The organism is Blautia sp. 1001283B150304_161114_C9, from assembly GCF_015668165.1.
Classification (GTDB): Bacteria; Bacillota; Clostridia; order Lachnospirales; family Lachnospiraceae; genus Blautia_A; species Blautia_A wexlerae.
Window position 1 is genome coordinate 1 of sequence record NZ_JADPGO010000008.1, and the last position, 26,066, is coordinate 26,066.

Here is a 26,066-nt window from a genome sequence, read left to right on the forward strand (position 1 = left end):
CGAGGTAGATAGGGCAGAGGTGGAAGTGCAGCAATGCATGGAGCTGACTGTTACTAATCGGGTGAGGGCTTGACCAAGAATCGCAGGAAGAATGAATCTCAAGGAAATGTCAACATGTATGTAGTTTTGAAGGTGCAAAAACCTTTATTCCTCCTTAGCTCAGTCGGTAGAGCATGCGGCTGTTAACCGCAGTGTCGTTGGTTCGAGTCCAACAGGGGGAGTTTTGGCTCCATGGTCAAGCGGTTAAGACACCGCCCTTTCACGGCGGTAACAGGGGTTCAAATCCCCTTGGAGTCATTTAAATAATGGAAATGTGATTTTTGAGGCTTGATTCTGTTACAACATGCCGATGTGGCTCAATTGGCAGAGCAGCTGATTTGTAATCAGCAGGTTATCGGTTCGAGTCCGATCATCGGCTTTTTGGACCTTTAGCTCAGTTGGTTAGAGCAACCGGCTCATAACCGGTCGGTCCTGGGTTCGAGTCCCCGAAGGTCCATTTTTAAATTATTTTGGCCCAGTGGCTCAGTTGGTTAGAGCGTCGCCCTGTCACGGCGAAGGTCGAGAGTTCGAGTCTCTTCTGGGTCGTTAGCAATTTGCTGACGAGTTTGGTAAATTGCATAAGTATATGGAATCTTAGCTCAGCTGGGAGAGCATCTGCCTTACAAGCAGAGGGTCATAGGTTCGAGCCCTATAGGTTCCATATGCCGCAGTGGCGGAACTGGCAGACGCCCGGGACTTAAAATCCCGTGGGTAGTGATACCCGTACCGGTTCGATTCCGGTCTGCGGCATTAGTAAAAAGTAGGAGAAACGTTGAATTTACAGCGTTTCTCTTATTTTTTTGCTTCAAAAAGTTTGAACACCTTTGAACACTTTATGATGAAATACCAAGATTCTGAAAAGCAAGCCTGTCATTCTTCCTCTTATTGACATTCCGCAAGTAATGCAATGTTGTAGCTGTCTCACTATGCCCCATTAAATAACTAAGGGTTGTAAGATTATTTCCGTCAAAAGCTGTTGAAGCATTGTAAAAGCGGATTTTATGACTGGAATGATAAGGAACACCGGCTTCTTTGCAATATTTCTTCAAACGGCGATTAAAGCTGTCTGTTGTCATAATCTCGCCGTTGGGTTCAAAGACATATATTCCATTTGGATTTAATTCCTTTGCTTTGTGAAGAATTTTAAGTGCTTCGTCTGTAAGGAACTGTTTACGGAATCCATGAGAAGTATTTCCTTTCATTTGATTTACTACTTTTACTTTTCGGCTTGAGAATGTTAAATCATCATTCAATGTACGTTCACAGGTCGCCTGTCTGTGAAGATATACAAGCCTGTTATTGTAGTCAATATCTTCCCAACGGATAGCTTTTGTTTCTCCAACACGGATAAACAGATAGAAAGATAACTGTATTGCAAGAGAATATGGCTCTATGATACACCGAAGATAATTTAATAACTTATGCGTATCATCACGAGAAAATACATTGTCACTTTGTACTTCTACTGGCTTATAGGTAAACTGTTTGAAATTCACATCAGAGACAGGATTATGTGATATAATTTCTTCTTCGATCGCATAACTCATTACTCCATTCAAAACAGAACGGGCATTACTGACTCGCTTGTGCGTGAACTGTCGGTCTTTTGTAGCTTCTCTGAAAAAGCGGATAAGCGTGATTGGTTTGATTTCGCCTATCTTCATTTTAACAAGTTCTGTATCTTTGAAAAATCTATTCCATTCAGATACATACTCTTGAATTGTTTTTGCTTTTACGGAAGTATAATCTCTTTTATACAAAAGCCATTCAACATATAATTCTTCCAGTGTGACATTCTGACGGTTTTCAGCTTTCTGCTTTTCGAGATAAAATCTGATGATTTCTTTTTCAAGGTTCTCTTTACTCTTCCTCTTAACAGGACGGCGTTTGTTAGGTTTGGTTTCATCGGGTAAATAAGTACGCCAGCTTTTTTCTGATTCCGAGTAATAAATTTCATATTTGTGATTCTTCAAGATTTTTTTATTTGCCATAATTTTAAAATCTTTGAAGACTTCATCTGTGCTCATGTTAGCACAGGTGGCTAACGTATTCAATAATGTTATATCTGAAAACGTAACGGGATTATCCATAAGATTCCCCCTTTACGCAAGGATTTTCTTTTTTAATTTTGATGTAGATAACACTGCTGTCCTTTAAGCATGAACCAGTAGATAAGAAAGCGTTGGTATCGTAAATTTGCCTTGTGTATTCTTTCTGAAAGACGATATTTTCTTTTTGTAAGTCATGTAAAATGTCTTCGGTCAGCATGACTTTTGTTTCGTGTGGAACTTTCAGATTTTGAGATTTAAAAAAGGCTTTTTTCTTATGTTCTTTCAAATCAAGGTCTTTTCCAAAATACTTGCTAAGATAACGACCTCTGTTTTCTTTGCTGTCTACATCAATGCGATTGATTTTAATAAATCCATGTGACCATAAATTCTGTAATTTTTCTTTTGCTATATACGGAAAATCAAAGAAAATAACATGATAATGGATTGCTCCACGCTTCTGTTTCTCCCACGTTGCAAGGTATTTTAATAACTGGGTTTTGGTATGATACAAATAATAATTTAATCGCTGGATAAAATACTTAAATTCTCTGTTGGTTATCAGGATTTCCTGAATGTTTTCTTTAAATGTCAGTGTTACAAATTTTGTTCTGTTATCAAAGTTGCAGTCAACAATACGGGCAATATCCCAACGAGCCTGTTCGTAATGCTTCTGCTTGCGTTTTAAACTGTCATATTGCTTATGAGCTGACATTTCATCAAATTTTTTTCGGTTACTTATGTCTGTTAAATCTGCCTTTTCTTTCGAGTGAATAAAAATAGGGTTTTCGTAAATATATACTTCTTTTGTAGTAGGAGTTTCAATGATTTTCGTATTGTATGCAAAACACTCTTTTGTTTTGCTCACGAATATCACCTCATATCCCAATTTTTGTAATGAATGTTCCGATTGTTTTCGGAAGATGTTGTTTTATATATCAAGTATAGAGGTCAGCCAGTTCAGCACCTATGACGTTGTCCGGCACTGACTGGCTGACATAGTAGGGAAATTATTTCATTTCCACTTTTCTGATATTGGAAGCTTCTGCTTTGACAGAAAGACGTCCATTATAGAGACTAGCCCAAGTATGTAAGCCATCAAATGAGACTGGAATCTGCCCTTTTTGTTCAAGTTCCTCGTTGGTAACAATCGCTGTGTTGGCTTTAATGCCTACTTTGACTTTCTCAAACTTTAATTTTGGAAGAAGAACTGTATAGTAGAATCCTAATTTTTCTTTTGTAGAAAAGTCTATCCAGTCGGAAACTTCTACTAACTGAAATTCCTCTTGCAGTTTGTCTGGATTTAAAATAAAGTCATTTCCTCTAATCATCGTTTCACCTCCTTACAGATATCTGATTATCAGATATTAAGATAATCTTATGATAAAACAAGCGTTGCAGAATGTCAATAGAAAATATCTGAATATCCGATAAAAAGATTGACAGAGAAAATTTGATGAAATATAATGTGCTTATAAAGGAGGTTCGCTATGAATAAAATAAAAGAATTGCGGAAAGAAAAGAATATAACCGTTGCGGAACTTGCAAAAGAATTAGGCATTTCACAAAGTATGCTTACGAACTATGAAAATGGAAACGGAACGCCGAGAGATGAATCTATATGGGAAAAATTATCACAGATATTCGGCGTGAGTAAAAGCCACGTTATGGGATTAACTACGGATATTGAAACAGCAAATAAGACAAAACAGTTGAAAGTGGTTGTGGATACATCTCAGCCGATCTCAATACAACCGAAGAATCAGACAGACCTTGATGTATTGATAAAACTGGATTTGATAGACAGTGAAGACATGGAAGAAGTGTCAGAATTTCTTGATAAACTGTTGGCACAGGAGAAATATGAGGGACGGAGAGAATCAAACGTTAAATATGTCGTTGAGTAGAAAATGCTTTTCAGCCGTCCACTTGCCCAGTCGACCCGCCGCCCTGTTAGGAACCGTCGCACTGGGCATCCTTGCGGAACGTTAGTTTGCGAAAATACGAACAAAAGAATATAAGGAGAGGGAATAGCCGATACTACTTCAAAAGCAGTAATAGAGTGCTATTCTTTTTTATTATATTCAATGGTTGTAGTTCGGAATGGTTTGCTATTATTGTGCAAGTAATAAGTTGGATAATAGAGCTTGATTTCCAAGGTGGTAGGCGTACCATTGATTTTGTTATGTTCATTTTCAATGTCTTTGATTAATCCATCAATTTCCCAACATTTGTAAACAATTACAGTCAATTCAGTATCTCTGGTATCTGCACTGCTAAAGGATATGCTGTTAGTAATATGATAGTCCGGCAGTCTGAGATAATTATAGAGAACGGTCAGTAAACAGAGCATTGTGATTGTTGCTATGATTTTCTTTTTCATGTACATACCTCTTTTGTGTTATTAACAAGGGACTGACTATATAGTACCTCACTATATAGTGAATTACTACATAAAGATTTAATAAATATACTTTATGTAGAGGTGCGGAACATGAATTATGGACATTTAGAATTAAGAATAGAAGAACTGTTACAAGAAAAAGGTATCAGTAAGAATATGATTTGTAAGGAACTCGATATCCCAAGGTCAAATTTCAATAGATATTGCAGAAATGAATTTCAAAGACTGGATGCAAATTTAATCTGTAAACTATGCAACTATTTTGAATGTGAAATTGGTGAGTTAATTCGATATGTAAAAGAATAAAGTGATAAATGGGTATGCGGAAATAAAAAATATTCGCATACCTTTTTAATTGAATATTTTATAAAATGGAATTATACTGTGAATAACATGAAACAGAGAAATCAAAGTTTGAAGCGGAGGTATGTATTATGAATATAGGATTTTGGTCGTGTATAATTTTGGTAATACCATTTCTGATTATAGGTGTTTTATTTGCGATTTTTAAGGCAAAAGCAGCAAAATTTGTTTCAGGATTTAATTCATTTTCTAAAGAAGAACAGGCATTGTATGATAAAGCTCATATCTCTCGTGATATAAGAAATCAGTGCTTTATGTGGGCTATTATAATGTTGGCAGGAGCATTATTATCCTGCTTTTTAACCCCATATATAGCTATACCAACCTATATTATTTGGTTAGTTCTGTTTTTTAGAGAAGTCCACTTTGATAATCATAAAGCGTTTGAAAAATATTTATTAAAGTAAATTCAAGTTTGGAGAATTGAGAAAATCGGAAGTTTACAGTGAGGTGAAAGAGGTTGAATTATGTAGAATATGGAAAAGAAAACAGCGATGTAATTATCCTCTTACACGGAGGCGGTTTATCATGGTGGAATTACAAAGAGGTTGCTGAAAGACTTCAAACAGATTATCATGTGGTTTTGCCTATATTAGATGGTCATGCAGGATGTGATAAGCAGTTTACAACGATAGAGAATAATGCTTTGGATATTATAGAATTTGTAAATAGCAAATTGGGCGGTTCTGTTTTAATGATGGGAGGACTATCGCTTGGAGGGCAGATTTTGCTTGAAATTTTATCTCAACGCAAAGATATATGTAAGTATGCAATAGTGGAAAGTGTACTTGTGATACCTTCAAAATTTACATATTCTATGATTAAACCGGCGTTTGGAAGTTGCTATGGCTTAATAAAGTATAAGTGGTTTTCAAAATTGCAATTCAAATCACTACGAATAAAGTCGAATTTGTTTGATGAATATTACAAAGATACTTGTGCTATTAGAAAGAGTGATATGATTGCCTTTTTACAGGAAAACTCAGTATATTCACTAAAAGATGGCATTGGAGAGTGTGAAGCAACCGTTCAAATTTATGTTGGAGAAAAAGAAAAGCAATCAATGAAAAAATCCGCTAAAATCATTCATGAAAAATTGCAGGATAGTTTTATACAAGTTCTTCCTAATATGTATCATGGAGAGTTTTCAATAAACCACGCAAATGATTATGTGAGAAAACTATTAGAAATAGTAAAGCGAAGGTAACTTTCAGTCTTCAGCAGAGACTGAAAGCAATAGAAGATTTGAATTGACCGAGCTCTTTGAGCGAGGGATACTTCTTGTCCGAAGGGAAAGAAGGTGGAACTGAGAAGAATTAAAACAATTTGAAGTTGTGAACTTAGAATTAGAGGTGTTGAAAATGAAAATAATAATTATATTTATTGATTTACTGATGGCAACTGTTCTCTTTTTTGTTGGAAGATTTTTTATCAAATCAAGGAATACAGAAAGAAGTGTGCTGTTTTTATCAGGAGATTATACTGGATTAAACACAGAGAAAATATGCAGAGTTACTGGAAAACGGATTAAGACATGGGCAATGCTCTTTTGTCTTGGCGGTATAATTGATTTTATCAAGCTGGGCGCAGGAATAATAATAGTTTCCGTTTTTTTTATTATCTTACTTGTATTTCATTTGGTTGATATGACTATAAATCGAGACAAGTACCGGGTATAAATTCAAGTTTATCGAATTAAGAAAAACGGAATTTAAGGAGGTGCTTATAAATGAAATTAGTAGATTTAGCAACAGGTTCTGATTGGATAGTGTGGATTGTCTTTGTGATATTTGCTGTATTTTCTATTATTTTACTTTCTGGACACGGGAGTTGGTTTATTTCCGGATATAATACGGCTTCAAAAGAAGAAAAGGAAAAATATGATGAAAAGAAGTTATGCAGAACAATGGGAATTGGAATGTCTATTATAGCAATTCTTGCATTGACAATGGGCTTGCTTGAAAATATTTTGCCTGCATTTTTTGTATATATTGCATTGGGGATTATTTTGGTTGATGTCGTAGTAATTATCATTTTAGAAAATACACTATGCAGAAAGTAACAACTTTTTAGTTTGTATGCGACAAACGTTTGAACACTTTTTGAACACCGCAACCGTGATGAAGTCTTCAAAGCCCCTTTCTATCAGTATTTGAGATTAAGAAAAACGGTTCGATTCCGGTCTGCGGCATGATTTTAAGTGAGAGAAACGTTGATTTCACAGCGTTTCTCTTATTTTTTTGCTTATAGGTTTTGAACACACTTGAATACAATTTTTACAGTTGTATACCTCATCTGCGTTTCTTTCTTCTTATAATTCAGAGAACAATTATTAAGACGGAGAACTGATGCCTGATAGAACAGAGATAAGAATAAGCCGGATAAATGCTGAATGTTACAGCATTTATCCGGCCTTTGTCTTGTAAATTTCGCCACATTTAAATATAAAGCACTATACCTGTATTCTGTCTGCAACTTCATTTCCAAGAACAATCTTTCGGTTTGCAGAAGAAATAATCAGAGAATCGTGGAATTTGCGGAGAACACGAATTGTGCTGCCTTCATGAATATCCATATCGTGCATGGATTTCATAACTTCCGGCAATCCGAACATCCATTTAATGGTGTAAGTGTATCCCTGAGTAGAATCTGATAATGAATGCATAAAAAAACCTCCCTGTATAAAGTAATATGGTAAATAATGTCAGATAATTTATTGCTGTTATTGAAGTAATTGTATATCTATGAGTATTAGTTCGTCAATTATAACATTATTTCATACAATACTTAAATAATCATTCATTTATTCAGATATTTTCAGGGACTTTTTTCCGCATATACATATAATTTATTCGATAAATTTCAGATTATCAAGAGCATAGCGGAGTGCCATGCACATTAATTCATTTCTTGAGCGTCCGCTTTTGGCAGACAAGTCATCATATTGTTCCTGCAGTTCACGTTCAAGGCGAATGGTCATGGTGATTGATCTGTCTTCTTTTTTATCTGTACATTTTGGCCGGACAATAAAGTCGTTTGGCATGATTATCCCTCCTGTATAAACATTTATTAGTGAATGGTTATCATAATTGATATTGCTTATTCTATAGCAATTCTCTGAAATAATGCATCTTAATCCAGCCCATCAGAGTGTGAAATCCTGCGTCAGATATCTTTGTCGTGCGTCAGCACGCCTGCAGATATCTTCCTTGTCTTTCGCACTCTGCTGAACTGTCTTAAATGCATTATTTACGAGGATTGCTATAATTTTGATCTCCGTAATCACTGTTATGATATAAAGTATAGTTACACAGGATTGACATTGATATAACACAAATTTATAATACATATTAGTATTACTTTTCTCCGCTTTGAAATAGAAAGGTTATCCTGCGAGACTGTTGTAAGAATCAATTTGATGCGATAGTATGAGTGAGTTATGAATATGTGGGGAATACTTGTAACATTAGAGTGTGTCTGAAAAATCATTCCCGCAATCTGCACGCCCCACTTTGCGGGATATTTCACCTGAATTCAGTTGCCGTAGCCCGCTACGGCGCCCTCATCCGGGCAAAATATCCCACAAATTGTGACGCACATCTTGCAGAAAGCCTTTTTCAGACACGCTCTAGAATGCAGTAAATAAATATTTTCAGAGAGACTGGGTAAATATATGGAAAATGTGATTCGGAAATTGTATGGTATGTATATGGATAATGACAATGGGGAAGAAAATGAAATGTCAGAAATACATGATGATTTATGTAAAGCGAAAAAAGAGGCGGCATACCAGTGCTATCAGAAATTGAGAGTTCAACTGACAGATGAGCTTGCTGAAGAACTGGATGAACTGATGAATAAACATATGGAAATATATCCACAGGAGCTGGAAGAAAGTTTTGCCATGGGATTTAAAACAGGGGCAAGGCTGATGTGCGAGGTTTTTGGTGAAGAAACAGAATGATTGTAAAGCAGATATGGCAATTCTCCAGATAAAGTATGATTTTAGAGGATTGCCATAGGTTTGATAAGTGGGTCTGACATATAATTTTTGATAACATGATCAGGGTAATTTATGGTTGTTGAATGTTATCAGAAATTGTGAGGTTGTCAGACGTAATTTCATTCAGGAGATATTCTATAGTATGCATATGTTCGTTCATAACTTTTTCTGCAAGAGGTGCATCATTATTGGTTATTGCCTGAACAAGCCGAGTGTGCTGGGAATCAATCTCCGGTGCATCGTTATTTTTCTGCATAAGATAGGAACGTATTCCAACGATCATATTTTCGGTAATCTGTGCAGAGGCATTTAAGACACTCAGTATTAATGGATTGGCAGAAATCTGAGCAATTTTCAGATGCAGATCACGATCCAGATCACCGCGGATTTTTTCATCCTGAGTGCTGTCCAGTCTGGCAATGATAAGCTGGAGTTCAGCAGCATCCAGCGGTGTACAGTTTTGGGCGGCGAGAAAAGCAGCTTTGCTTTCCAGTGCGCCTCGAAGCTGCAATGCATCCTGAATTTTGCTGTTGTACATTTGAAATATGATAGACAGAGGTTCAGTAAGACAGCTGTGAAGATCATTTGCAATATAATTGGCACCGCCATGTACGCTGACAGTAATCCCGAGCAGGGAAAGAGCCTTCAGGACTTCTCGTAATGCTGGTCTGGAGATTCCGAATTCTTCTGCCAGAATACGTTCAGCAGGAAGTGCGTCGCCGGGTTGTAATTCTCCGTTTTGGATATTTTCGATAATTTGTTTCAGAACATCGTTGAATGTACTGGTTTTATCTATTTTTCTAAACATTTATTTTCCTCTTTCCTGGTACATCGTTTCGTAAATAACTATACCAATCGGATTCGCAGACAAGTGAGTGGTATAGTTATTTCGAAAACGGTGTACTAACCTTTGTTGTGTTATGCAGCTCTATATCAGATAACTGTTCCGCAGAGATTTCTTTGATTATTAAATAGTTACATACATCTAATATTATAACGGATTGAAAGGGAGATGCAACTGATTCCTGCAAAATTTCTAAAAGTGTAAAATTTTTGTGTTGCTGAGAACGGAGTGAACAGTAACAAATTTTTGCAGTTTTTTAATAAATTTTATAATTCTATGTGCTATGGATTATCTGCTTTTATCTAGTGGCATTATACTACATTTGAAAAGGTCTCAAACCCTTGTGTTTACTGGAAATTTTACAAAAGGTATTTTATCTCTATATGTCAAATAGCAGTATTTTTTTATCTGATGATAATTGTCTATTGGGGTAAAAATTGGGGTACAAAAGATATGTGTGGTGTAATGGCTTATACAGTGCAAGAATAGCAATAAATACAGTTTGACAAATATTTCAGCGATTTGTATAATATACTTAACAAGGGAGCCGGAAGGTGAGTGCACTTCACCCGACCCGGCGAAAATAGTTAGCTAAAAAATAGCCGCCAACTCGCCAAAGTTCAGGACGGCTATTTTTTATGCGCGTATGTAAGTATAGCTATGATCAGATTAGCAGTTGTCAAAATAATCATAAATGTCTCGTAATCGCTCATAAACTTCACCTCCTCCGTAAGGTGTCCGGATTTGGTAAAGAGCACGTCCCCCAGTTCCCCAGGTAAGTATATTATATTGTTTATCTGTGAAAGACGCAGAAATTTCTACGCCTTCTGTCAGAGCATCATTTTTTTATGGCAGCAGTATAGAGGTCTGCTGCCTTGGGCGTATGCCGAAACGAAACGAATACAGCGTATACTCCGAAAGCTTGGTACTTTGAAATACAGAGTGTTCGCTATTTTATCCGAACGTTCATTTTTAGAAAAGAGAACAAAATCTATTGTAACGCTGTATTTAAGAAAAGCTTATATAACCAAAATTTGTGGAGATATGAATGTCAGGACCTTGCGAGTTTTTAAATAGGCTCCAGATCTCTTTTTTTTCGTGCATTATTTATAAAATCACTTAGGCAGTTGTAAAGTTCGAGTTTGGCTGCACGGCCAAGGTTGGTATATTCAATAGTATCTTCTGAGTTCATTGAGAAATCATCAGGATTATGAAAGTAAAATTTGAAAAAAGCTTTATATTTTTCATTTATAATTTCATCTAAGTAAAAAATAAAATCCTTATTTTCTAAAATCTCCGGAAGTACAGAACCTTTTCGACAAAAATAAAGCAAAGTTTTGATTGCCTCTTCAGATAGGCCGGTATATTCAGAGAAATGTTTGTATTCTTTGTTAGGCGTATCTTGTTTACCTAAGAGGTAGTCAAAATCACATTTAAAATATTCTGCAATAGTAACCAACATATCTACTGATGGATAGTTATATCCTTGTTCCCAATTTTTAACAGTATCAAGACTGATATTTAAATTCACTGCAAATTCTTCCTGAGTTAAACTTTTTCTTTTTCTAAGACTTTTGATCTTTTCACCCAAACTACGTAATAAAACACGTTTTCTACCCAAATAAATCACTCCTTATATATGGGATTAGTACGTCTGTTAATACATATTAAAACCTGTTAAAATGAATTTGTCAAGGATAAAATAACTTAAAACATGAAAGGGGCAGATAAAATATGAGAAAAACAAAGAAACAAGAGTGTGAAGCACCAAAGCTGCTGGTTGATACGGAAGAGTTGAAGCAGATGCTATGTGCAGGGAGAGCGGCAGCAGTAAGGATTGGCACAGATGCTGAAGCAAAGGTTCAAAGTGGCCGAAGAGTACTTTGGAATGTGAAAAAAGTGCAGAAATACATTGACATGATCAGTGAATAAAATAGAAAGGACTTTGTGCAGATGAATGAAAAAAGGAGGGTACGGTATGGTTTATCAGGAGGTTACAAGGAATAAAACTCTCTCTCCAGCAGCCAAGGGATTGTATGCGTATTTATCTTCTTTCTGTGGCACATCTGATGAATGTTATCCGAGCGTGGCAACAATTATTGCAGAAATGGGAATGGGGAAAGATACCTTTTATCGCCAGATTAATGCTTTGGTGGCGGCAGGTGTTGTTGAAAAGAGACAAACTAAGGACAATAAAGGTAAATTTCAAAAAGTAGTATACAAGTTAACTCATGAAGTCGGGATAAGTGAAAAGCCGATTCCCCAAAATGAGTATACGGGTAAACGGTATACGGCTCATAGGGCAACTAACAATAACAATATAAACAGTAACAATATAAACAATAACAATAATAAAGATATATGTGTACAACCAGAGGTTGATACTCCACCAAAAGCAATTCAAAGGAAAAAGACTTCAAGATTTGTTCCACCTACAGTAGAAGAGGTAAGACAGTATTGTCTGGAAAATAGTTATACCCTTGATGCTCAGCGCTTTGTTGATTTTTATGAGTGTAAGGGCTGGATGGTTGGAAAAAACAAAATGAAGAATTGGAAAGCAGCAGTTAGAACCTGGGTGAGAAAAGATCAGGAAGGAGTAGCGAGAGATGAAGCAGAACCAACAAATTCCGTCCGGTTATGGTGAGTGTCCTGTGTGTCATGGCACTGGATGGGAAATCTATAGAGAAACTCCAGAAGGCTATAAGGAACCATTGGAATTTACAAGAAGATGTTCAAAGTGTAAGGGAAAAAGGCGAATAAATGATCAGACAGGTGTACCACCGGAGTATTGTAGTGCGGATCTTACAAAGTTTAATTTTGAAGCATATAAAAGCAGAATGGAGAATTTCCGAAAGATTGTTACGAATTTTGTCAATGAGTTTAGCAGATGGGAAAAACAGGGAAAAGGATTATATCTTTGGAGCAAAACAACGGGAAGTGGTAAAACATTCCTTGCCTGCTGCCTTGCAAGATCCCTGATGATGAAGTATGACCTGCAGATGCGGTTTATTACGGCTCCGGATTACATAAGTGTAGTCGGAGATAGTTATAAGAGAGACAGAGGTGAGTTGGATTCGAGCGAAGTGTACCGGGAATGTAAATTGTTGGTGTTGGATGATATCGGTGCACAGGCAGACAAAGACTGGCAGAGACAAGAATTGTTTCGGTTGATTAACAAGCGTATGGAAGACGGAAATGTCACAATCTACACTTCAAACATGAGTACAGACAATCTGAATGTGGACGCAAGGACCAGAGACAGGATTGTAAAAGTCAGTGTGGAATTACAAATGCCGGAAGAAAGTTTGCGGAGAAAGAAAGCAGAAATGGAACAAAACGAGTTTTTAAAAGAGGTATTGCCGTGAAAAAACTACGTTTAAAAATAAATGGAGAACAAGTAAAAGCTGTTTTGATTGAAACTGATCAACTACAACAATGGAAAAACGAAATATCTGCAGAAGTTCTTGAGGCTGTCAAAAGTGATTTGAAAAAAGGATTAGTTGCTGATGAACAATTGTCAGAAAAGAAGATATCAGATATTTTAAAGCGAGAACGGGCAATTCAAAACACTCAGTTTATTTTAAAGGGATATAGAAAAATAAAACAAGGATGCGAAAAAGCAATATTAGATCGATATCAACGTGCAGAAAATTATAAAGAGAGTTGGAAGTGGTTTGATTCTTTAATGAGAAATAAGGATCCGGATGAATTTATAAATGAGCTTAGAAGCTCTTCGGATAGAACTGCAGATATTATTCATACCATCGATTTGATATTTGATGAATATTGGCAATATTGCCAGAGAGGAGATGCAACCAATCAAAGACGTTATGATGTAGTATTTTCTCTTTATATAGCAGATGAACCATTGACAATGCAAAGTTTAGCGGAAGCTTATAAAGTAAGCAGAGTGACAATATATAATGATAAAAATAAAGCAGTGGAAGAACTTGCAGAGAGAATATTTACTACGAAAATTTAATGGTTGAAATAGAGCGATTTAAGGCTTCTGGAGCTATGCCGAATTAAGACGAATACTTGTATTATATAATGCGTAAAAAGGACGAGAATGGATGAAAACAGTGCAAGTGTACTTGAATATAGGGGAAAGCGGAACAAACGAAAATAGCCACTTATTATAGGGTAACAAATGGCTTGGAGATATTAAAGGGTATCACTGAAATAATGCTTCGATCAATTAAATAAGTGAAGCTGCAACAGGTGAGAGTGTAAGCAAATGGAAAATTGACAAATTTCTGAAGCTGGCATATGATGATACTTATCAAGACAGCCAGTAAGGGAGGTTGGGTCCCGTCCTGGCAAATATGTTTAGCTAAGATGTAGCCGCCTATTCTTTACCAGAGAGCAGGGCGGCTATTTCTTATGTGTGTATGTAAGGATAGAAAGAGAAGTCGTATTAGCAGTGTAGAGTTTTATTCCGTCTACAGAGGCAAAATCGTTATCATCGTCATTTTAGCTGCAAACTCAGGACTGGAAGAAAGCATTTTTGCATTTTCCATGGATGACTCATAGGCATCCAGTCCTACATTTGAAAGATTCAGGCAGGAGATTTTTTCAATTCTATCGAATCCGTATTTTAAAGCAAGGGCAGCAAAACTGTTGTTAAAAAATGGGGATGCAAAACGATTAATATCAGAGAAATCAACATTAATCTCATCTGCAGTATGAAGCCCTTTTTCTATTTCCTCTCTCAGGACTAATCCTTTGGACTTGGTTGCAGCTTCTTTTGAGAAAGAGCTTACTTTGATTTTCATGGTTGTTCCTCCTTTAATTTGTATATATGAGTATTATCGGAAATAATTATTTTCCCTTTAACTTAATCTACAAAATTGTTGCTTTAGTCCTTTACGATAGAAAGACGATAGGTAACGTGATGATCTTCAGATGGTGGATTCTGGAAAACTTCCTCATCAATTTTTAGATTGGTCCAGTCATCTGTATAGATTACTCCGTCAATTAATTCGACTTGGATAAAGTCAGGTAAATTCATAATATCGTCACAGGTATATAGACGTTTTGCCATGAGAGCACATCCTTTTGTGAATAATAGTGGTTATGCGTTGTCGCGTTCCATCCGCTGATCTACTGCTTTTTTGATGTAGCCGTTTACACTTTCGCCGGCAGCTTCTGCTGCCTGCATGATAACTTCCTTTTGGCCTTTAGGAAAGGTTACATTAATGCGATCGTAATTGTTTTTAACATATTTATTTACAGCTTTTTGTTGAGCCTTACTTACCTTATTTTCCTCTGGCATGTTTGCACCTACTTTCTAAGTATAATAAAAGGCGGTAGAGATAGGTTTATTTTCTCCACCATAACTGAAGTATATTATAAAAATCTATTGATGTAAATATAGAAAATGCTTAAATATATTGGTGTAAATATAGTTAAAGTGCCAATGTACTATTGGTGTAAATAGATATATAATATAATCAGTTCAAAGGAACAGGAAAATAACAGAATCAGCGAAGGTGGACGGGAGTACCAAAAGGGAAAGCAAGAGTACCACATAACACCGGGAAACAGGATAAGAGAGATTGAGATGCACTGAGTAGAACGATAGATGCTTAATGCCTGCTGGGGCTGATTCAGAAAGGGGCATATATGAGAACGTACAATTTATCAAAGATCATGCTGAAGGCATGGAAGATTTACCGCCAGAACAAAGAAAAAGGTATTAACTTTGCAGAATCGCTTCACAGAGCATGGTTATCAGCTAAGGCCGAGGAAATCAACGCAAAGAGGATTGAAACAGCAAAACAGGTAGCCGGAGTCACCGAGAAAACCAATACATACAGCAAATGGAAAGAACTTGGTTATAAAGTGGTTCATGGTTCCAAGGCATTGTTTGGTTGCTCACTGATCTGGGGAAGTAGAGGAGATAACAAAGAGTATAAAGCAAGTTTCTTTGGTATCTCTCAGGTCCAGCCAATTGTACAGGAGGCATAGAAATGACAGTTTTAGATGTAATAGTTATTTTCCTGTCTGGTGTGATGTCTACATTGTATTACGATTACACTCATGGAAAAAGATAAGAAAAGCCCCTACCAGTGCACCACCACTGATAAGGACTTGTAGATCCAAGGCAAATACCCATAAGCCCGGATGTATTGAGTATATCATCTTCCGGGCAAAAAAGAAATGCAGGAGGAAAAAATAATGATTGAAACATTGTATTACGCATATCTGGAAGGAAATGAAAAGCTGAAATCTGAACATACTGAAAAACTGGATTAAGATGGTTACCAAGTTTTGGAGCAAATAACCGAATTAGATAATGAGATAACGGGAAATGAAAAAGAGGTGACAAAATGTATAAAAACGACGAGATAGCAGAGAAAAATGCAGTTTGTAAAGTTATGTATATTAAGGACCAGGAAAAATATAAAAAATACCGTATTGACGAATGGCTTAGAAAGAAAATGGCAGAAAAATATAACGAAGACGATATAGATAATCCACTTCTAAGAATTGATGTAAAGTTTGATGAACTTAATCCAGATGCACAAATAGAATTGCTTGGCTTTGCGAAGGGTTATATATTGATGGGGAAAAGCCTGCCATTAAAAAAAGAATTATGGGCTCTTTTGGAGATGGGAAATTCAGAAGTATGGAAAGAAATTGAAGAATTTGCAGATTCACTTATCATAAAGGGAAAAGTACTTAAACAGAGCTAAGAGATATGATTTGATAAAAAAGAAATTGCGCCGGCGCAACTAGGGACCTGTAATATGGCAGCAGTTGGGCCGGCTCTTTTATATACAGGGGTGATCGTATGAATGACAAAGAGTTTAAGCAGATGCTTGATAAGTTGGTGGACCAGGAAGAAAAACACCTGCAGGTGAACAGTGAAGAGTTTAATCAGAGACACAGAGAGCTGATGGAGCTGATTGAGAGGGCTGGTAGGAAGGAGTGAGGTATAAATGGCAAGAATCCCGTCAGGAATGAGGAAGAAAGCAAATGGATTATTTGAAAAGCGTTTTACTGTGGACGGCAAACGTTACAGTGCTTATGGGCACAATGTGAAGGAATGCACAGAAAATGAAACCCTGATGCGTGAAGAGATAAAAGCAGGGCTGTATACTTCCAACAGGAATATAACGCTGGACTCTTATTTTGATGAGTGGGAAAAATCCAGAACAGGAGTGATTAAGGACAGCAGTATCAAGATGAACCGGTCAAGGTATAACAATCATATCAAGTCAGTGTTGGGAGAAACCAAGCTTCAGAAGATTGAGAAGCGTGAGATTGTAAAGCTTCAGCAAAATTTGGCACAAAAACTGAGTGCATCAACAACTAACAGCGTTATAGTATTATTAAAAACGGTATTAAATGCAGCAGTTGATGATGAGATTATTATCAAGAATCCTGCTGCCAGTGTGAAGCCACTGAGAATGGACGACAGACCGAAAGCAAGTGAAACTATTCACCGGGCATTAACCAGAGAGGAACAGCAGGCATTTATCCAGGAAGCTAAACAGGAGTGGCTTTATGAGTTCTTTTGCTTTTCCTTATGTACCGGAATGAGACTTAATGAGATTGTGGCTCTGAAATGGCAGGATATAGATTATATCAATAATGTGATTCATGTGACTAAAACAGTGAGCTGGAAACAAGGCGGAGGGATTATAGAGACTTCTCCGAAATCAGAGACAAGTAAACGTGATATTCCTATGAATGATACAATTAAAAAGGTTCTGCAGATGCAGAGAAAGAAAATGGCTATGATTTACGGCGAAATTGTTGCGAGGAAAATGGACAGCAATATATTTATCGGGAGCAACGGATCCAAGGCGGTGGCATCTTCTACAGTGGTGTTTTCTATAAACAATGTTTTAAAGAGACTCCGGCAGCAGGGTATAGAGATTGAGAGATTTACCCACCATGCTTTCAGAGATACATTTGCGACACGATATATAGAAGAGGGTGGGAATATGCAGACGCTCCAGAAAATTCTGGGACATAGTAGCCTGGCTATGACAGCAGATCTGTACGCTCATGTTCTTCCGAGTACAAAGCAGCAGGAAATGAAACAAGTAGAAAATGGTTTTATTGGGGTGGCAGTTTTATAACTGCTGCCTCTTTTTATGAATAAAATCAGCGGATTGGGGTAATAATTGGGGTAAAACTAAAATTTGCATTCCGGGAATCCCGCAAAATCAACATTCTTTGCAGTTTTTTTATAGATTTTATAATTATATTAGAAATTAGACAAATTTCTCTCACATTTATAGGTTATGATATTTACATCTTAAGGAAATGACGTACCTTAAGAGAAAATCTTTCCTTTCCCTAAAAAGTGTAAAATGAACGTGAATCACCGCTTAGCCGACAAGATCGACGGAGAAGCGGTGATTTTATTATGTCACTGAAGCAGGATTCTTTCTTATAAACCTCTGTAACGATTAAGACAGGCATAAATTTCCTGAATACGGGGAGTAGCGTAACCACAGGAAATTTTTTGATTCTCCGTAAAGAAGGACAGACCATGTAAAGAGAGATTTTTCCAGAGAAACTGCACAATCTCAGGCAGGGTACGTCTGCCGTCTGCCAGATGTTCAACTGCATATTTCAGCAGGAGACTTAAGGCAGCGGTCTGTTCTGCGTCAATAAGCTGTTCTGTATAGCGGAGATCAATCTCCTGTCTGCCGAGAGAGAAGCCATCTGTTCCGGAGATTCTGGTTTTCAGGCGCTCAGGTTTTGCGGCACCGGAATCGGAATGATTTCCACGACTGTTATGTCTGAGGCGCTTAGAAGATTCGGCAGGTCTGCTCATAATGCGATGGCTGTGCGGAAGCTGAAAATCAGTAACTGAAACAGCAGGCAGAGGATATTGGCTGCATAATTTTTTGACAGAAGCTGTAATATCTTTTGGAACGTAATTGTCCATCTGGATAATTGTATCTGCAATATGAAAGAATGCCCCGGAACTTCCGGCAACAAGAATTGTAGAAATCCCTGCTTTTTTATAAAGATCCTCTGCACGCTCCAGAAACGGAGTGATCGGCTCTTTCTCACGCTGGATAACCTGCTGCATGAAAGCATCACGAACCATGAAGTTAGTTGCGGAGGTGTCTTCGTCAAGAAGAAAAAGGTGGCTTCCGGCTTCCATGCTTTCTACGATACCGGCTGCCTGGGAAGTGCTTCCACTGGCATCCAGTGTAGAGAAACAGCGGGTATCTTTCTTGTTTGGAAGATCATTTATAAACATGGAAATATCCACATCCTTGATAAAACGGCCATCTTCTGAACGCAGTTTGACAGCAGTTGCATCTGTGATCACGTATTCACGTCCATCTCCGGGGATATGATTGTATACACCAAGTTCAAGTGCATTCAGAAGCGTGGATTTGCCATGATATCCACCGCCTACGATCAGAGTGATTCCCTTTGGAATCCCCATGCCTGTGATTTTTCCTTTATGGGGAAGATTTATGGAAATGCGCAGACTGTCCGGAGAAGTAAAGGGAACGGAAGCTTTCATAGGGCGGGAGGAAATACCGCTTTCTCTTGGGAGGATGGAGCCGTCGGCTATGAATGCGCAGAGATTTTTTGCGGGCAGCGTCTGACGGATAAATTCCTGATCCTCTGCAAGCTCTATATAATTCTGTAATTCCTTTGCATTAAGGCTGGAATAGAAAAAGGATTTTTGAATGCATACAGGCAGAAAATCAAAAAGGATTTTCTCCAGTTCAGTGGCATTGATCGTGCGGCCATTAGCAGGGAAGCCCACAAAAAAGCGGGCGGTTATGCCTTTTTCTGTTATTTCACAGGCTGTCCGGGAAAGAATCTCCTGACCACAATGACTGACAGTGAGCAGGCCGCTTTTTCCGGAGCCTTTTGCACGAAAGCTGTACTGACTGACCTGTTTTTCAAACTGACGTGTAAGATAGTCGCAAAGAGTAGTCCCGGTAAGCGTATCTTTATAATATTCGACGGGAAATCCGGCATCTCTGTGTGAAATCTGAATGCTGACATGAGAGGGAGAAGCAAAAGGATCTCCCTGCACATGGTCGATGGACAGAATATAATTTCCAAAATGATACAGACCTTTCAGCCCTTTATATGCCGGATAACTTTTGCGGTTTATGGAACGAAGCTGCTGACGCAGTTCCTCTGAATTTTTCATGACAGAACCTCCTGGTATTGCAGATATTTTTATAATAATCCTCGCAAATAATGAATTTGAGAGGAGAAACATTAACCTGCCATCAACTATAGCGGAAATGAATCATAATGTCCACTGACAAATAAATATTAATCATATGGAAAATTTTCAGAGGATGTTTTATAATGAAAAACAGGTAATTGTTCAATATCATTACATAATAGCGAACTGATGAATAGTTACCGTTATCAAAGCAATACTATGAATGACAGTCATAAAGAAAGGCGGAACAGTAAATGGAACGTAGAAATGCATGGCTTTCTTATACAGAAGCAGAAGAAAAAGAACTGGAGCAGGTTGCAAAAGCGTATCGCAATTTTCTTAATGTGGGAAAAACAGAGCGTGAATGTGTGACGCAGATCATCAGAGAAGCACGGGCAGCAGGTTATGAATCTCTGGAAGAGAAGACTGCGAAGGGTGAGAAACTGAAAGCAGGAGATAAAGTTTATACAGTCGGAATGAAGAAGATCATTGCACTGTTTCATATCGGACAGGATGATATTTCTGAGGGAATGAATATTCTGGGAGCACACATTGATTCTCCACGTCTTGATGTCAAACAGAATCCATTATATGAGGATACGGATCTTGCATATCTGGATACCCATTATTATGGCGGTGTTAAGAAATACCAGTGGGTGACTCTTCCCCTGGCAATCCATGGCGTAGTGGTAAAGAAAGACGGAAGTACAGCAGAAGTAAATATCGGTGAGGATGAGGATGATCCGATCGTATATATCACAGACCTTCTGATCCATCTTGCAGGAAAGCAGATGCAGAAAAAAGCGGCAGAAGTGATTGAGGGAGAGAATCTGGACATCCTGATCGGCAGCAGACCACTGAAAGACCTGGAAGATGATAAGAAGAAAGAGGCAGTAAAACAGAATGTATTGAATATCCTTAAAGAGAAGTATGATATGGAAGAGGAAGATTTTCTTTCTGCAGAGCTGGAGATCGTACCGGCAGGAAAGGCAAGAGAGTGTGGTCTGGACAGAAGTATGATCGCTGCTTATGGACAGGATGACAGAGTGTGCGCATATACTTCTCTGCTTGCAATGCTTGGGATGGACACCCCGAAACACACTTCCTGCTGTCTGTTTACTGATAAAGAAGAGATTGGAAGCGTAGGTGCAACCGGTATGCAGTCACGTTTCTTTGAGAACGCAGTGGCTGAACTTCTGGATGCAATGGGATGCTACAGTGATCTGAGATTGAGAAGAACTCTGAAGAATTCCAGTATGCTTTCCTCTGATGTAAGTGCAGGCTATGATCCGGCTTATGGGGAGGCATTTGAGAAAAAGAATGCAGCTTATCTTGGAAGAGGTATCGTATTAAATAAATTTACCGGAGCAAGAGGTAAATCCGGCTCGAATGATGCAAATGCAGAATATGTGGCAAGAGTCAGAAATATTTTTGACAGCCATGAAGTTGCGTTCCAGACAGCTGAGCTTGGTAAAGTTGATGTAGGCGGAGGCGGAACAATCGCTTATATCGCAGCACTTTATGGAATGGAAGTCATTGACAGCGGTGTGGCAGTGCTCAGTATGCATGCACCATGGGAAGTGACAAGTAAGGCAGATATTTACGAAGCTAAGAAAGCATATAAGGCATTTCTGCTGGAAGCATAAAAAGTCAGGCAGATGCGGAATAAAAATATGAAGAAATCGTGGAAGCTGTATCGTTTCTGATAACAGAGACTTGCAGATTCCGCAGATAAGGGCAGAGCTTTTGGAAAACTGAAGCGCTGCCCTTTTAACATATAAGTGAGGTTATGATTGTAAAAGGTATTTCTGATATCTTACGAAAGACAGGTTGCGATTCTGTAAGATCTGGATTGGAGCAGGATATTTAATAGACGGGAGGGAAAGATGGAGGAAGCGCTGATCAGAGTAAAAGATTTGTGTAAAATATATAATCCCGGCGAGAATGAAGTACGGGCGCTGGATCATATTAATCTGGAAATTAATAAGGGTGAGTTTGTTGCTATTATCGGACAGTCAGGTTCAGGAAAGTCTACATTTATGAATATGCTGGGTTGTCTGGATGTGCCTACATCCGGCGAATATTTTCTGAATGGAACTGATGTGTCCACAATGGAAGACAATGAACTCTCAGAAGTCAGAAACCGGGAGATCGGATTTATTTTTCAGGGATTTAATCTGATCTCAAATCTGACTGCAATTGAAAATGTGGAATTACCGCTGGTTTACAGAGGGGTAGACAGAAAAACGAGACATAAGCTGGCAGTAGAGTCACTGACCATGGTAGGGCTTGAGAAACGTATGGATCACAGACCAAATGAAATGTCAGGAGGACAGCAGCAGAGGGTGGCTATTGCAAGAGCAATCGCGGCCCAGCCACCGGTGATCCTGGCAGATGAACCTACAGGAAATCTGGATTCTGCATCCAGTAAGGAGATTCTTCAGATTCTTAAAAGTATGCACGAGCAGGGAAAAACGGTCATATTGATCACACATGATAATGGGATTGCTGCTCAGGCAAGGCGTGTAGTCAGAATTATGGATGGAAAGATAGAGTCAGATTTTATCAATAAAAACTATGGGAAAGAAGAATATATAAAAAATCAGCTGGATGCATAAACCCGGTTACAAGGAGACAAATATTATGAAAAAAAAGAAAAGTAAAAAGAAAATTATTATTGGAGCAGCGGCTGTTCTCGTTGTTGCCGGCGGAGTTACAGTAGCAGGTCAGAGGAATTCCACAGAAAATCAGATCCCGCAGGTTCAGGTGGTAATTGCAGAGAAGGGTGATGTTGAGGAAATTGTAGATGCTACAGGAACAGTGGGAAGTGAAGAGGAGAAGACCTATTATTCTCCTGTAAATGCAGAGCTGAAAACGGTTTCTTTTGCCCAGGGAGATGTGGTGAAAAAGGGAACAAAACTGATCGAGTTTAATACAGAGGATCTGGAGAAAGATAATCGGAAAGCAGAACTGAATCTGAAATCAACAAAGTATGATACAAAGGATACAAGAAATAAATCTGACAAAGCAGAGAAGAAGCAGAAGGATGCCAAAAAGAATGTTCAGGAGCTTGAGAAGAAAATAAAGGATAAAAAAGCTTATGTCTCGTCTCTGAAATCACAGATTTCAGCGGCAGCAGCAGCGGCACAGCGTGAAGCGGCAGCTCAGGCATCCGCACAGGCAGCAGCTCAGGCTCAGGCACAGCAGCAGGAAGCTCAGGCAAAAGCCCAGGCAGAGGCAAAGAAACAGGAGGAAATCCAGAGTAAATATCAGGCCGCACTTTATACATACAAGACGGAGACTCTTCCGCAGTACCAGCAGCAGCTCTCAGATCTGAATGCACAGTATAATCAGGCACAAAGCGATTATAATCAGGCAGACACCACATATCAGATGGCATTTGCAACATGGCAGGCAGACCCTTCAGATGAGAATACACAGGCTCTGGATAATGCGGAGGCTGCAAGAACACAGGCACAGCTCGCAATGCAGCAGGCACAGCAGACTTATAATGATCTTAAGCAGCAGACACCGAAAATGCCGGTACTTTCTGATTTCATAGAAAGCAGTGCAGATTACTCATGGGGAATTTCAGACGGTTCAGATGCAGATGACAGCGATGGGGAAGATTCTTCCTCCTACGGATATGATTACAGTGGAAGTGATGGCGGGACAGTAACTGCGGATACTTCTGCTCTGGAAAGTGCACTTGAGACAGCAAGCGATGAACTTGCAGAGCTTCAGTCAGATTTGGCTTCTGAGAAAGCTATCGCAGAGGCAGATTCCACAAGCCTGACAAAAGAAGAAAAAGAGAAACTGAAAGTAACAGATAATCTTTCCGAACTGGACGCAAAATCAGCCGAGGAACTGGTGAAGGAAGGAAAGAAAGGAATCACCGCGGAATTTAACGGAATCATATCCAAGGCAGATATTAAGCAGGGAGCAGCAGTTACTCAGGGTATGGAACTGTTTACTATTGAGAATACAGACAAGGCAAGTGTGGATGTGACTCTCTCTAAATATGATTATAATACAGTGAAAGAGGGGCAGTCTGTTGAGATTACCTTGGGGGATAATACTTATCAGGGTACTGTAACAAAAATGAGTCATATTGCGGTGCAGAATGAAAAAGGAACGCCGGTCATTTCAGCAACAGTAAGCATTGATAATCCAGATGAAGATATTTTCCTGGGAGTAGATGCAAAGGTTAAGATTTATGCGGCTTCTGCGAAAAATGTGGTGACTCTTCCTGTGGAAGTGGTCAATATCGGAAAAGAAGGCTCCTTCTGCTATGTGATAGAAGATGGACTGGTGACAAAGAGAAATATTACCACAGGAATCAGCTCAGAGGATTATGTGGAAATTACGGACGGAATCAAAGAAGGAGAAGAAGTAATCGCAGATCTGGGTGATTACACAGAGGGAATGGAAGTACAGGCAGTTCCTGAACAGACAGGAGAGGATGCCGATGAGTAATCTGTATGAATATATCAAGATGGCAGTCCATAACATTATGGCAAATAAGGGACGTTCTTTTCTGACTATGCTTGGCATTATCATTGGCATTGCTTCTGTAATTGCCATTGTATCTGTGGGTGAAGGAACCAAGAACCAGATGAACAGTGAAATTGATGATATCGGTGGCGGGCAGATTGCCATCAGTGTCAGTGATGAGGCACAGACAGATGAGGAGTGGATCACTGCGGATGATGTGGAAGCAATCCGGGCGGTAGACGGTATAGAAGGAGTAAATGTTTCGGATTCATTCAGTGGAGAAACTACCACAGGTAAGGGGAATTTTTCTCTTATGCTGACGGGTGAGGGACCGGATGCAAAGCTGTTAAATAATGCCACCATGAAGCATGGAGTATATTTCGGGGAAAATGAAGTTCAGGAAGCAAAAAATGTCTGTGTGCTTTCCGATGCAGATGCAAAAAGACTCTTTGGCACAGATGATGTGGTTGGAATGACTGTAGATGTCAATTGTTATGGACTGACCAAAAGTCTTCGTATCTGCGGGGTGACAACCCAGAAAGAAAATGGAACCTTTGTCAGTTATACTTATGAGGGAATGCCGGTGACTATTAATGTTCCCTATACTACAATGAATGAATTCACCGGTGTATCCGATTACTTTTTCTCAGTAACAATGCAGGCAGATAAGAACTTAAACAGTCAGGATGTTGCTGACAAAGTGGTAAAACTGATGGAAAAAAGACATCAGTGTGCAGGAAAAGATTACTTTCAGGTACAGAGCTTTCAGGATATTATGAGCTCTATGAATCAGATGCTGGATATGGTGACTGCTTTTATCTCCTTTGTGGCGGGAATTTCCCTTCTGGTTGGCGGTATCGGCGTTATGAATATTATGCTGGTTTCCGTAACAGAACGTACCAGAGAGATTGGTATCCGTAAGTCACTGGGAGCGAAAACCTCTTCTATTATGATGCAGTTTCTGGCAGAGGCGGCAATTCTGACGGTGATTGGAGGGGTGATAGGAATTGTTCTGGGTGTGATTGGCGGATATGTGATCTGTTCAATCATAAGCAGCAGTATGGGAATGTCCATCACTCCGGGAATCAGCCTGAGTACAATTATGGCGGCGACTTTGTTTTCCTGTGCAGTAGGAGTATTCTTTGGAATTTATCCTGCGAAGAAAGCAGCAAAACTGAGCCCGATCGAGGCTTTGCGGCGGAATTAATGAAAACAGGACTGCGATGGTATTTTGGTGTACCTGTATACTGATATCATTACAGAATAGTTGTAAATTGTTATAATTTTGCGAATCAAAAGAAAAAAATAAAAAATTCAAAAAAAGTGTTGACAAATGCTCCAGTATAGAGTAGAATACTCATTGTTGTGAGGGACACGAGATAAGAACTTCACAAGGATGTGCGTTTAGCTCAGCTGGATAGAGCGTTTGGCTACGGACCAAAAGGCCGGGGGTTCGAATCCTCTAACGCACGCTAATAAAAAATAAGACAGTGCAAATGCACTGTCTTATTTTTTATTCAAGTCCGGGTCGGACTCGAACGAATTCGATCTACAAGGCTACTTGACCCTTTGGTTGGTCAGGTTATGATAAAAAATCTCGGAATATTCTGTTATGGTTAATTTCATGCCAGAATATTCCAGGATTTGTTTATATCTTTTTTATTGAATTAAGCCAGTGATGAAGCAGATAATTTTATCCG

The 26,066-nt window shown here is 38.6% G+C and carries 31 protein-coding genes, 8 tRNA genes and 2 pseudogenes; 28 read left to right on the top strand and 13 right to left on the bottom strand.

Annotation, left to right across the window (positions count from 1 at the left end; genetic code table 11):
• The first annotated feature begins 148 nt into the window (after positions 1–148).
• From I4V44_RS05790 to I4V44_RS05820, 7 genes are all read left to right on the top strand, one after another.
• Positions 149–221, top strand: a tRNA-Asn gene (locus I4V44_RS05790).
• A 4-nt stretch (positions 222–225) separates the two neighbouring features.
• Positions 226–297: transfer RNA gene (locus I4V44_RS05795), tRNA-Glu, on the top strand.
• Between the two features lie 48 nt (positions 298–345).
• Positions 346–418: transfer RNA gene (locus I4V44_RS05800), tRNA-Thr, on the top strand.
• Positions 419–422: 4 nt separating this feature from the next.
• Positions 423–496 (top strand) — tRNA-Ile (locus tag I4V44_RS05805).
• 15 nt (positions 497–511) lie between these two features.
• A tRNA-Asp gene (locus tag I4V44_RS05810) sits at positions 512–585 on the top strand.
• 42 nt (positions 586–627) lie between these two features.
• Positions 628–700 (top strand) — tRNA-Val (locus tag I4V44_RS05815).
• A 3-nt stretch (positions 701–703) separates the two neighbouring features.
• Positions 704–789 (top strand) — tRNA-Leu (locus I4V44_RS05820).
• Between the two features lie 83 nt (positions 790–872).
• On the opposite strand, the gene I4V44_RS05825 is transcribed toward I4V44_RS05820, so the two are convergent.
• The 3 genes from I4V44_RS05825 to I4V44_RS05835 form a co-directional block, all read right to left on the bottom strand.
• Positions 873–2,030, bottom strand: coding sequence for a tyrosine-type recombinase/integrase (locus tag I4V44_RS05825; protein WP_243004832.1), 1,158 nt, complete (start codon positions 2,028–2,030; stop codon positions 873–875).
• Between the two features lie 91 nt (positions 2,031–2,121).
• Positions 2,122–2,955 carry a rolling circle replication-associated protein gene (locus I4V44_RS05830; RefSeq protein WP_173822866.1) on the bottom strand — a complete coding sequence of 278 codons (834 nt, stop codon included), beginning with the start codon at positions 2,953–2,955 and terminating at the stop codon, positions 2,122–2,124.
• Positions 2,956–3,097: 142 nt separating this feature from the next.
• Positions 3,098–3,418, bottom strand: a complete 321-nt coding sequence (locus I4V44_RS05835; RefSeq protein WP_055195245.1) for a hypothetical protein — start codon at positions 3,416–3,418, stop codon at positions 3,098–3,100.
• 159 nt (positions 3,419–3,577) lie between these two features.
• Between I4V44_RS05835 and I4V44_RS05840 the strand changes: the two genes are divergently transcribed.
• A complete protein-coding gene (locus I4V44_RS05840; protein WP_005424130.1) occupies positions 3,578–3,994 on the top strand; it encodes a helix-turn-helix domain-containing protein in 417 nt (138 codons plus the stop codon).
• A gap of 158 nt (positions 3,995–4,152) precedes the next feature.
• On the opposite strand, the gene I4V44_RS05845 is transcribed toward I4V44_RS05840, so the two are convergent.
• Entirely contained in the window at positions 4,153–4,470 is a 318-nt protein-coding gene (locus I4V44_RS05845) for a hypothetical protein (protein ID WP_040015282.1), read from the bottom strand.
• A 111-nt stretch (positions 4,471–4,581) separates the two neighbouring features.
• Here I4V44_RS05845 and I4V44_RS05850 point away from each other — a divergent pair, with 111 nt between their 5' ends.
• The 5 genes from I4V44_RS05850 to I4V44_RS05870 all read left to right on the top strand — a co-directional run bounded on the left by I4V44_RS05850 (position 4,582) and on the right by I4V44_RS05870 (position 6,916).
• Positions 4,582–4,797: a helix-turn-helix domain-containing protein gene (locus I4V44_RS05850; RefSeq protein WP_004845965.1), complete on the top strand. Its 216-nt coding sequence runs from the start codon at positions 4,582–4,584 to the stop codon at positions 4,795–4,797.
• 128 nt (positions 4,798–4,925) lie between these two features.
• The gene (locus I4V44_RS05855) at positions 4,926–5,261 is read left to right on the top strand and encodes a DUF3784 domain-containing protein (RefSeq protein ID WP_117455468.1); all 336 of its coding nucleotides are present in this window, start codon (positions 4,926–4,928) and stop codon (positions 5,259–5,261) included.
• A gap of 53 nt (positions 5,262–5,314) precedes the next feature.
• A complete protein-coding gene (locus I4V44_RS05860) occupies positions 5,315–6,061 on the top strand; it encodes an alpha/beta fold hydrolase (RefSeq protein ID WP_117455466.1) in 747 nt (248 codons plus the stop codon).
• 154 nt (positions 6,062–6,215) lie between these two features.
• On the top strand, positions 6,216–6,533 hold the full coding sequence (locus I4V44_RS05865) for a hypothetical protein (RefSeq protein ID WP_005611085.1): 318 nt from the start codon (positions 6,216–6,218) through the stop codon (positions 6,531–6,533).
• Between the two features lie 50 nt (positions 6,534–6,583).
• A complete protein-coding gene (locus I4V44_RS05870; protein WP_117455464.1) occupies positions 6,584–6,916 on the top strand; it encodes a DUF3784 domain-containing protein in 333 nt (110 codons plus the stop codon).
• A gap of 390 nt (positions 6,917–7,306) precedes the next feature.
• Here I4V44_RS05870 and I4V44_RS05875 read toward each other — a convergent pair whose 3' ends face one another.
• The 3 genes and pseudogenes from I4V44_RS05875 to I4V44_RS18160 form a co-directional block, all read right to left on the bottom strand.
• Positions 7,307–7,519: a FeoA family protein gene (locus tag I4V44_RS05875; RefSeq protein WP_022380784.1), complete on the bottom strand. Its 213-nt coding sequence runs from the start codon at positions 7,517–7,519 to the stop codon at positions 7,307–7,309.
• Between the two features lie 183 nt (positions 7,520–7,702).
• The gene (locus I4V44_RS05880; RefSeq protein ID WP_025581347.1) at positions 7,703–7,897 is read right to left on the bottom strand and encodes a hypothetical protein; all 195 of its coding nucleotides are present in this window, start codon (positions 7,895–7,897) and stop codon (positions 7,703–7,705) included.
• Between the two features lie 263 nt (positions 7,898–8,160).
• Positions 8,161–8,433: pseudogene (locus I4V44_RS18160) on the bottom strand (DUF6783 domain-containing protein).
• On the opposite strand from I4V44_RS18160, the pseudogene I4V44_RS18165 reads away from it, so the two are divergent.
• Both I4V44_RS18165 and I4V44_RS05885 read left to right on the top strand, forming a co-directional pair.
• A pseudogene (locus I4V44_RS18165) lies at positions 8,392–8,496 on the top strand (DUF6783 domain-containing protein); the annotation flags it as partial. The pseudogenes I4V44_RS18160 and I4V44_RS18165 sit on opposite strands and share 42 nt — an antisense overlap.
• A 31-nt stretch (positions 8,497–8,527) precedes the next feature.
• Entirely contained in the window at positions 8,528–8,818 is a 291-nt protein-coding gene (locus I4V44_RS05885) for a DUF6809 family protein (RefSeq protein ID WP_128867864.1), read from the top strand.
• Between the two features lie 109 nt (positions 8,819–8,927).
• Here the strand turns inward: I4V44_RS05885 and I4V44_RS05890 are convergent, their stop codons facing one another.
• Together I4V44_RS05890 and I4V44_RS05895 are read right to left on the bottom strand one after the other, a co-directional pair.
• Complete coding sequence (locus I4V44_RS05890; RefSeq protein WP_118670195.1) at positions 8,928–9,665, bottom strand: FadR/GntR family transcriptional regulator; 738 nt, start codon at positions 9,663–9,665, stop codon at positions 8,928–8,930.
• Positions 9,666–10,770: 1,105 nt separating this feature from the next.
• Positions 10,771–11,322, bottom strand: coding sequence for a helix-turn-helix domain-containing protein (locus I4V44_RS05895; protein WP_196002473.1), 552 nt, complete (start codon positions 11,320–11,322; stop codon positions 10,771–10,773).
• 113 nt (positions 11,323–11,435) lie between these two features.
• Here I4V44_RS05895 and I4V44_RS05900 point away from each other — a divergent pair, with 113 nt between their 5' ends.
• The 4 genes from I4V44_RS05900 to I4V44_RS17880 are packed head-to-tail and all read left to right on the top strand — an operon-like array spanning position 11,436 to position 13,683.
• Positions 11,436–11,633, top strand: coding sequence for a hypothetical protein (locus I4V44_RS05900; RefSeq protein ID WP_026650261.1), 198 nt, complete (start codon positions 11,436–11,438; stop codon positions 11,631–11,633).
• A 46-nt stretch (positions 11,634–11,679) separates the two neighbouring features.
• Positions 11,680–12,345 carry a helix-turn-helix domain-containing protein gene (locus tag I4V44_RS05905; RefSeq protein WP_196002474.1) on the top strand — a complete coding sequence of 222 codons (666 nt, stop codon included), beginning with the start codon at positions 11,680–11,682 and terminating at the stop codon, positions 12,343–12,345.
• Entirely contained in the window at positions 12,308–13,066 is a 759-nt protein-coding gene (locus I4V44_RS05910) for an ATP-binding protein (RefSeq protein WP_196002475.1), read from the top strand. Before I4V44_RS05905 ends, I4V44_RS05910 begins: the two co-directional genes overlap by 38 nt.
• The gene (locus tag I4V44_RS17880; RefSeq protein ID WP_196002476.1) at positions 13,063–13,683 is read left to right on the top strand and encodes an HTH domain-containing protein; all 621 of its coding nucleotides are present in this window, start codon (positions 13,063–13,065) and stop codon (positions 13,681–13,683) included. Before I4V44_RS05910 ends, I4V44_RS17880 begins: the two co-directional genes overlap by 4 nt.
• A gap of 460 nt (positions 13,684–14,143) precedes the next feature.
• Here the strand turns inward: I4V44_RS17880 and I4V44_RS05920 are convergent, their stop codons facing one another.
• The 3 genes from I4V44_RS05920 to I4V44_RS05930 form a co-directional block, all read right to left on the bottom strand.
• Positions 14,144–14,476, bottom strand: a complete 333-nt coding sequence (locus I4V44_RS05920) for an STAS-like domain-containing protein (protein WP_196002477.1) — start codon at positions 14,474–14,476, stop codon at positions 14,144–14,146.
• Positions 14,477–14,559: 83 nt separating this feature from the next.
• The gene (locus I4V44_RS05925) at positions 14,560–14,745 is read right to left on the bottom strand and encodes a hypothetical protein (RefSeq protein ID WP_196002478.1); all 186 of its coding nucleotides are present in this window, start codon (positions 14,743–14,745) and stop codon (positions 14,560–14,562) included.
• A 30-nt stretch (positions 14,746–14,775) separates the two neighbouring features.
• A complete protein-coding gene (locus I4V44_RS05930; RefSeq protein WP_196002479.1) occupies positions 14,776–14,976 on the bottom strand; it encodes a hypothetical protein in 201 nt (66 codons plus the stop codon).
• A gap of 350 nt (positions 14,977–15,326) precedes the next feature.
• Between I4V44_RS05930 and I4V44_RS05935 the strand changes: the two genes are divergently transcribed.
• The 4 genes from I4V44_RS05935 (at position 15,327) to I4V44_RS05950 (ending at position 17,794) form a co-directional block, all read left to right on the top strand.
• Positions 15,327–15,671, top strand: a complete 345-nt coding sequence (locus I4V44_RS05935) for a hypothetical protein (RefSeq protein ID WP_196002480.1) — start codon at positions 15,327–15,329, stop codon at positions 15,669–15,671.
• Between the two features lie 362 nt (positions 15,672–16,033).
• Positions 16,034–16,399, top strand: a complete 366-nt coding sequence (locus I4V44_RS05940) for a hypothetical protein (RefSeq protein WP_196002481.1) — start codon at positions 16,034–16,036, stop codon at positions 16,397–16,399.
• A gap of 98 nt (positions 16,400–16,497) precedes the next feature.
• Complete coding sequence (locus I4V44_RS05945) at positions 16,498–16,638, top strand: hypothetical protein (protein ID WP_196002482.1); 141 nt, start codon at positions 16,498–16,500, stop codon at positions 16,636–16,638.
• 7 nt (positions 16,639–16,645) lie between these two features.
• Positions 16,646–17,794 (top strand): tyrosine-type recombinase/integrase, encoded by a 1,149-nt coding sequence (locus tag I4V44_RS05950; protein WP_196002483.1) that lies wholly within the window; start codon positions 16,646–16,648, stop codon positions 17,792–17,794.
• 314 nt (positions 17,795–18,108) lie between these two features.
• Here the strand turns inward: I4V44_RS05950 and I4V44_RS05955 are convergent, their stop codons facing one another.
• On the bottom strand, positions 18,109–19,851 hold the full coding sequence (locus tag I4V44_RS05955; RefSeq protein ID WP_196002484.1) for an ABC-ATPase domain-containing protein: 1,743 nt from the start codon (positions 19,849–19,851) through the stop codon (positions 18,109–18,111).
• Positions 19,852–20,126: 275 nt separating this feature from the next.
• Between I4V44_RS05955 and I4V44_RS05960 the strand changes: the two genes are divergently transcribed.
• From I4V44_RS05960 to I4V44_RS05980, 5 genes are all read left to right on the top strand, one after another.
• Positions 20,127–21,518 carry an aminopeptidase gene (locus tag I4V44_RS05960; RefSeq protein WP_022380787.1) on the top strand — a complete coding sequence of 464 codons (1,392 nt, stop codon included), beginning with the start codon at positions 20,127–20,129 and terminating at the stop codon, positions 21,516–21,518.
• Positions 21,519–21,758: 240 nt separating this feature from the next.
• Entirely contained in the window at positions 21,759–22,490 is a 732-nt protein-coding gene (locus I4V44_RS05965; protein ID WP_008708059.1) for an ABC transporter ATP-binding protein, read from the top strand.
• Between the two features lie 25 nt (positions 22,491–22,515).
• Positions 22,516–24,348 (top strand): efflux RND transporter periplasmic adaptor subunit, encoded by a 1,833-nt coding sequence (locus I4V44_RS05970; RefSeq protein ID WP_118339609.1) that lies wholly within the window; start codon positions 22,516–22,518, stop codon positions 24,346–24,348.
• Positions 24,341–25,573, top strand: coding sequence for an ABC transporter permease (locus I4V44_RS05975; RefSeq protein ID WP_118339611.1), 1,233 nt, complete (start codon positions 24,341–24,343; stop codon positions 25,571–25,573). Before I4V44_RS05970 ends, I4V44_RS05975 begins: the two co-directional genes overlap by 8 nt.
• Positions 25,574–25,764: 191 nt before the next feature.
• A tRNA-Arg gene (locus tag I4V44_RS05980) sits at positions 25,765–25,838 on the top strand.
• Positions 25,839–26,066 lie beyond the last annotated feature (228 nt).

What these genes read in the sequence shown, in the direction of transcription:
- I4V44_RS05890 (WP_118670195.1), bottom strand. Translation starts at nt 9,665, where the DNA reads ATGTTTAGAAAAATAGATAAAACCAGTACATTCAACGATGTTCTGAAA.
- I4V44_RS05960 (WP_022380787.1), top strand. Translation starts at nt 20,127, where the DNA reads ATGGAACGTAGAAATGCATGGCTTTCTTATACAGAAGCAGAAGAAAAA.
- I4V44_RS05930 (WP_196002479.1), bottom strand. Translation starts at nt 14,976, where the DNA reads ATGCCAGAGGAAAATAAGGTAAGTAAGGCTCAACAAAAAGCTGTAAAT.
- I4V44_RS05925 (WP_196002478.1), bottom strand. Translation starts at nt 14,745, where the DNA reads ATGGCAAAACGTCTATATACCTGTGACGATATTATGAATTTACCTGAC.
- I4V44_RS05920 (WP_196002477.1), bottom strand. Translation starts at nt 14,476, where the DNA reads ATGAAAATCAAAGTAAGCTCTTTCTCAAAAGAAGCTGCAACCAAGTCC.
- I4V44_RS05835 (WP_055195245.1), bottom strand. Translation starts at nt 3,418, where the DNA reads ATGATTAGAGGAAATGACTTTATTTTAAATCCAGACAAACTGCAAGAG.
- I4V44_RS05850 (WP_004845965.1), top strand. Translation starts at nt 4,582, where the DNA reads ATGAATTATGGACATTTAGAATTAAGAATAGAAGAACTGTTACAAGAA.
- I4V44_RS05875 (WP_022380784.1), bottom strand. Translation starts at nt 7,519, where the DNA reads ATGCATTCATTATCAGATTCTACTCAGGGATACACTTACACCATTAAA.
- I4V44_RS05870 (WP_117455464.1), top strand. Translation starts at nt 6,584, where the DNA reads ATGAAATTAGTAGATTTAGCAACAGGTTCTGATTGGATAGTGTGGATT.
- I4V44_RS05955 (WP_196002484.1), bottom strand. Translation starts at nt 19,851, where the DNA reads ATGAAAAATTCAGAGGAACTGCGTCAGCAGCTTCGTTCCATAAACCGC.
- I4V44_RS05845 (WP_040015282.1), bottom strand. Translation starts at nt 4,470, where the DNA reads ATGAAAAAGAAAATCATAGCAACAATCACAATGCTCTGTTTACTGACC.
- I4V44_RS05855 (WP_117455468.1), top strand. Translation starts at nt 4,926, where the DNA reads ATGAATATAGGATTTTGGTCGTGTATAATTTTGGTAATACCATTTCTG.
- I4V44_RS05935 (WP_196002480.1), top strand. Translation starts at nt 15,327, where the DNA reads ATGAGAACGTACAATTTATCAAAGATCATGCTGAAGGCATGGAAGATT.
- I4V44_RS05840 (WP_005424130.1), top strand. Translation starts at nt 3,578, where the DNA reads ATGAATAAAATAAAAGAATTGCGGAAAGAAAAGAATATAACCGTTGCG.
- I4V44_RS05865 (WP_005611085.1), top strand. Translation starts at nt 6,216, where the DNA reads ATGAAAATAATAATTATATTTATTGATTTACTGATGGCAACTGTTCTC.
- I4V44_RS05965 (WP_008708059.1), top strand. Translation starts at nt 21,759, where the DNA reads ATGGAGGAAGCGCTGATCAGAGTAAAAGATTTGTGTAAAATATATAAT.
- I4V44_RS05975 (WP_118339611.1), top strand. Translation starts at nt 24,341, where the DNA reads ATGAGTAATCTGTATGAATATATCAAGATGGCAGTCCATAACATTATG.
- I4V44_RS05940 (WP_196002481.1), top strand. Translation starts at nt 16,034, where the DNA reads ATGTATAAAAACGACGAGATAGCAGAGAAAAATGCAGTTTGTAAAGTT.
- I4V44_RS05880 (WP_025581347.1), bottom strand. Translation starts at nt 7,897, where the DNA reads ATGCCAAACGACTTTATTGTCCGGCCAAAATGTACAGATAAAAAAGAA.
- I4V44_RS05910 (WP_196002475.1), top strand. Translation starts at nt 12,308, where the DNA reads ATGAAGCAGAACCAACAAATTCCGTCCGGTTATGGTGAGTGTCCTGTG.
- I4V44_RS05905 (WP_196002474.1), top strand. Translation starts at nt 11,680, where the DNA reads ATGGTTTATCAGGAGGTTACAAGGAATAAAACTCTCTCTCCAGCAGCC.
- I4V44_RS05885 (WP_128867864.1), top strand. Translation starts at nt 8,528, where the DNA reads ATGGAAAATGTGATTCGGAAATTGTATGGTATGTATATGGATAATGAC.
- I4V44_RS05945 (WP_196002482.1), top strand. Translation starts at nt 16,498, where the DNA reads ATGAATGACAAAGAGTTTAAGCAGATGCTTGATAAGTTGGTGGACCAG.
- I4V44_RS05825 (WP_243004832.1), bottom strand. Translation starts at nt 2,030, where the DNA reads ATGGCAAATAAAAAAATCTTGAAGAATCACAAATATGAAATTTATTAC.
- I4V44_RS05950 (WP_196002483.1), top strand. Translation starts at nt 16,646, where the DNA reads ATGGCAAGAATCCCGTCAGGAATGAGGAAGAAAGCAAATGGATTATTT.
- I4V44_RS05900 (WP_026650261.1), top strand. Translation starts at nt 11,436, where the DNA reads ATGAGAAAAACAAAGAAACAAGAGTGTGAAGCACCAAAGCTGCTGGTT.
- I4V44_RS05970 (WP_118339609.1), top strand. Translation starts at nt 22,516, where the DNA reads ATGAAAAAAAAGAAAAGTAAAAAGAAAATTATTATTGGAGCAGCGGCT.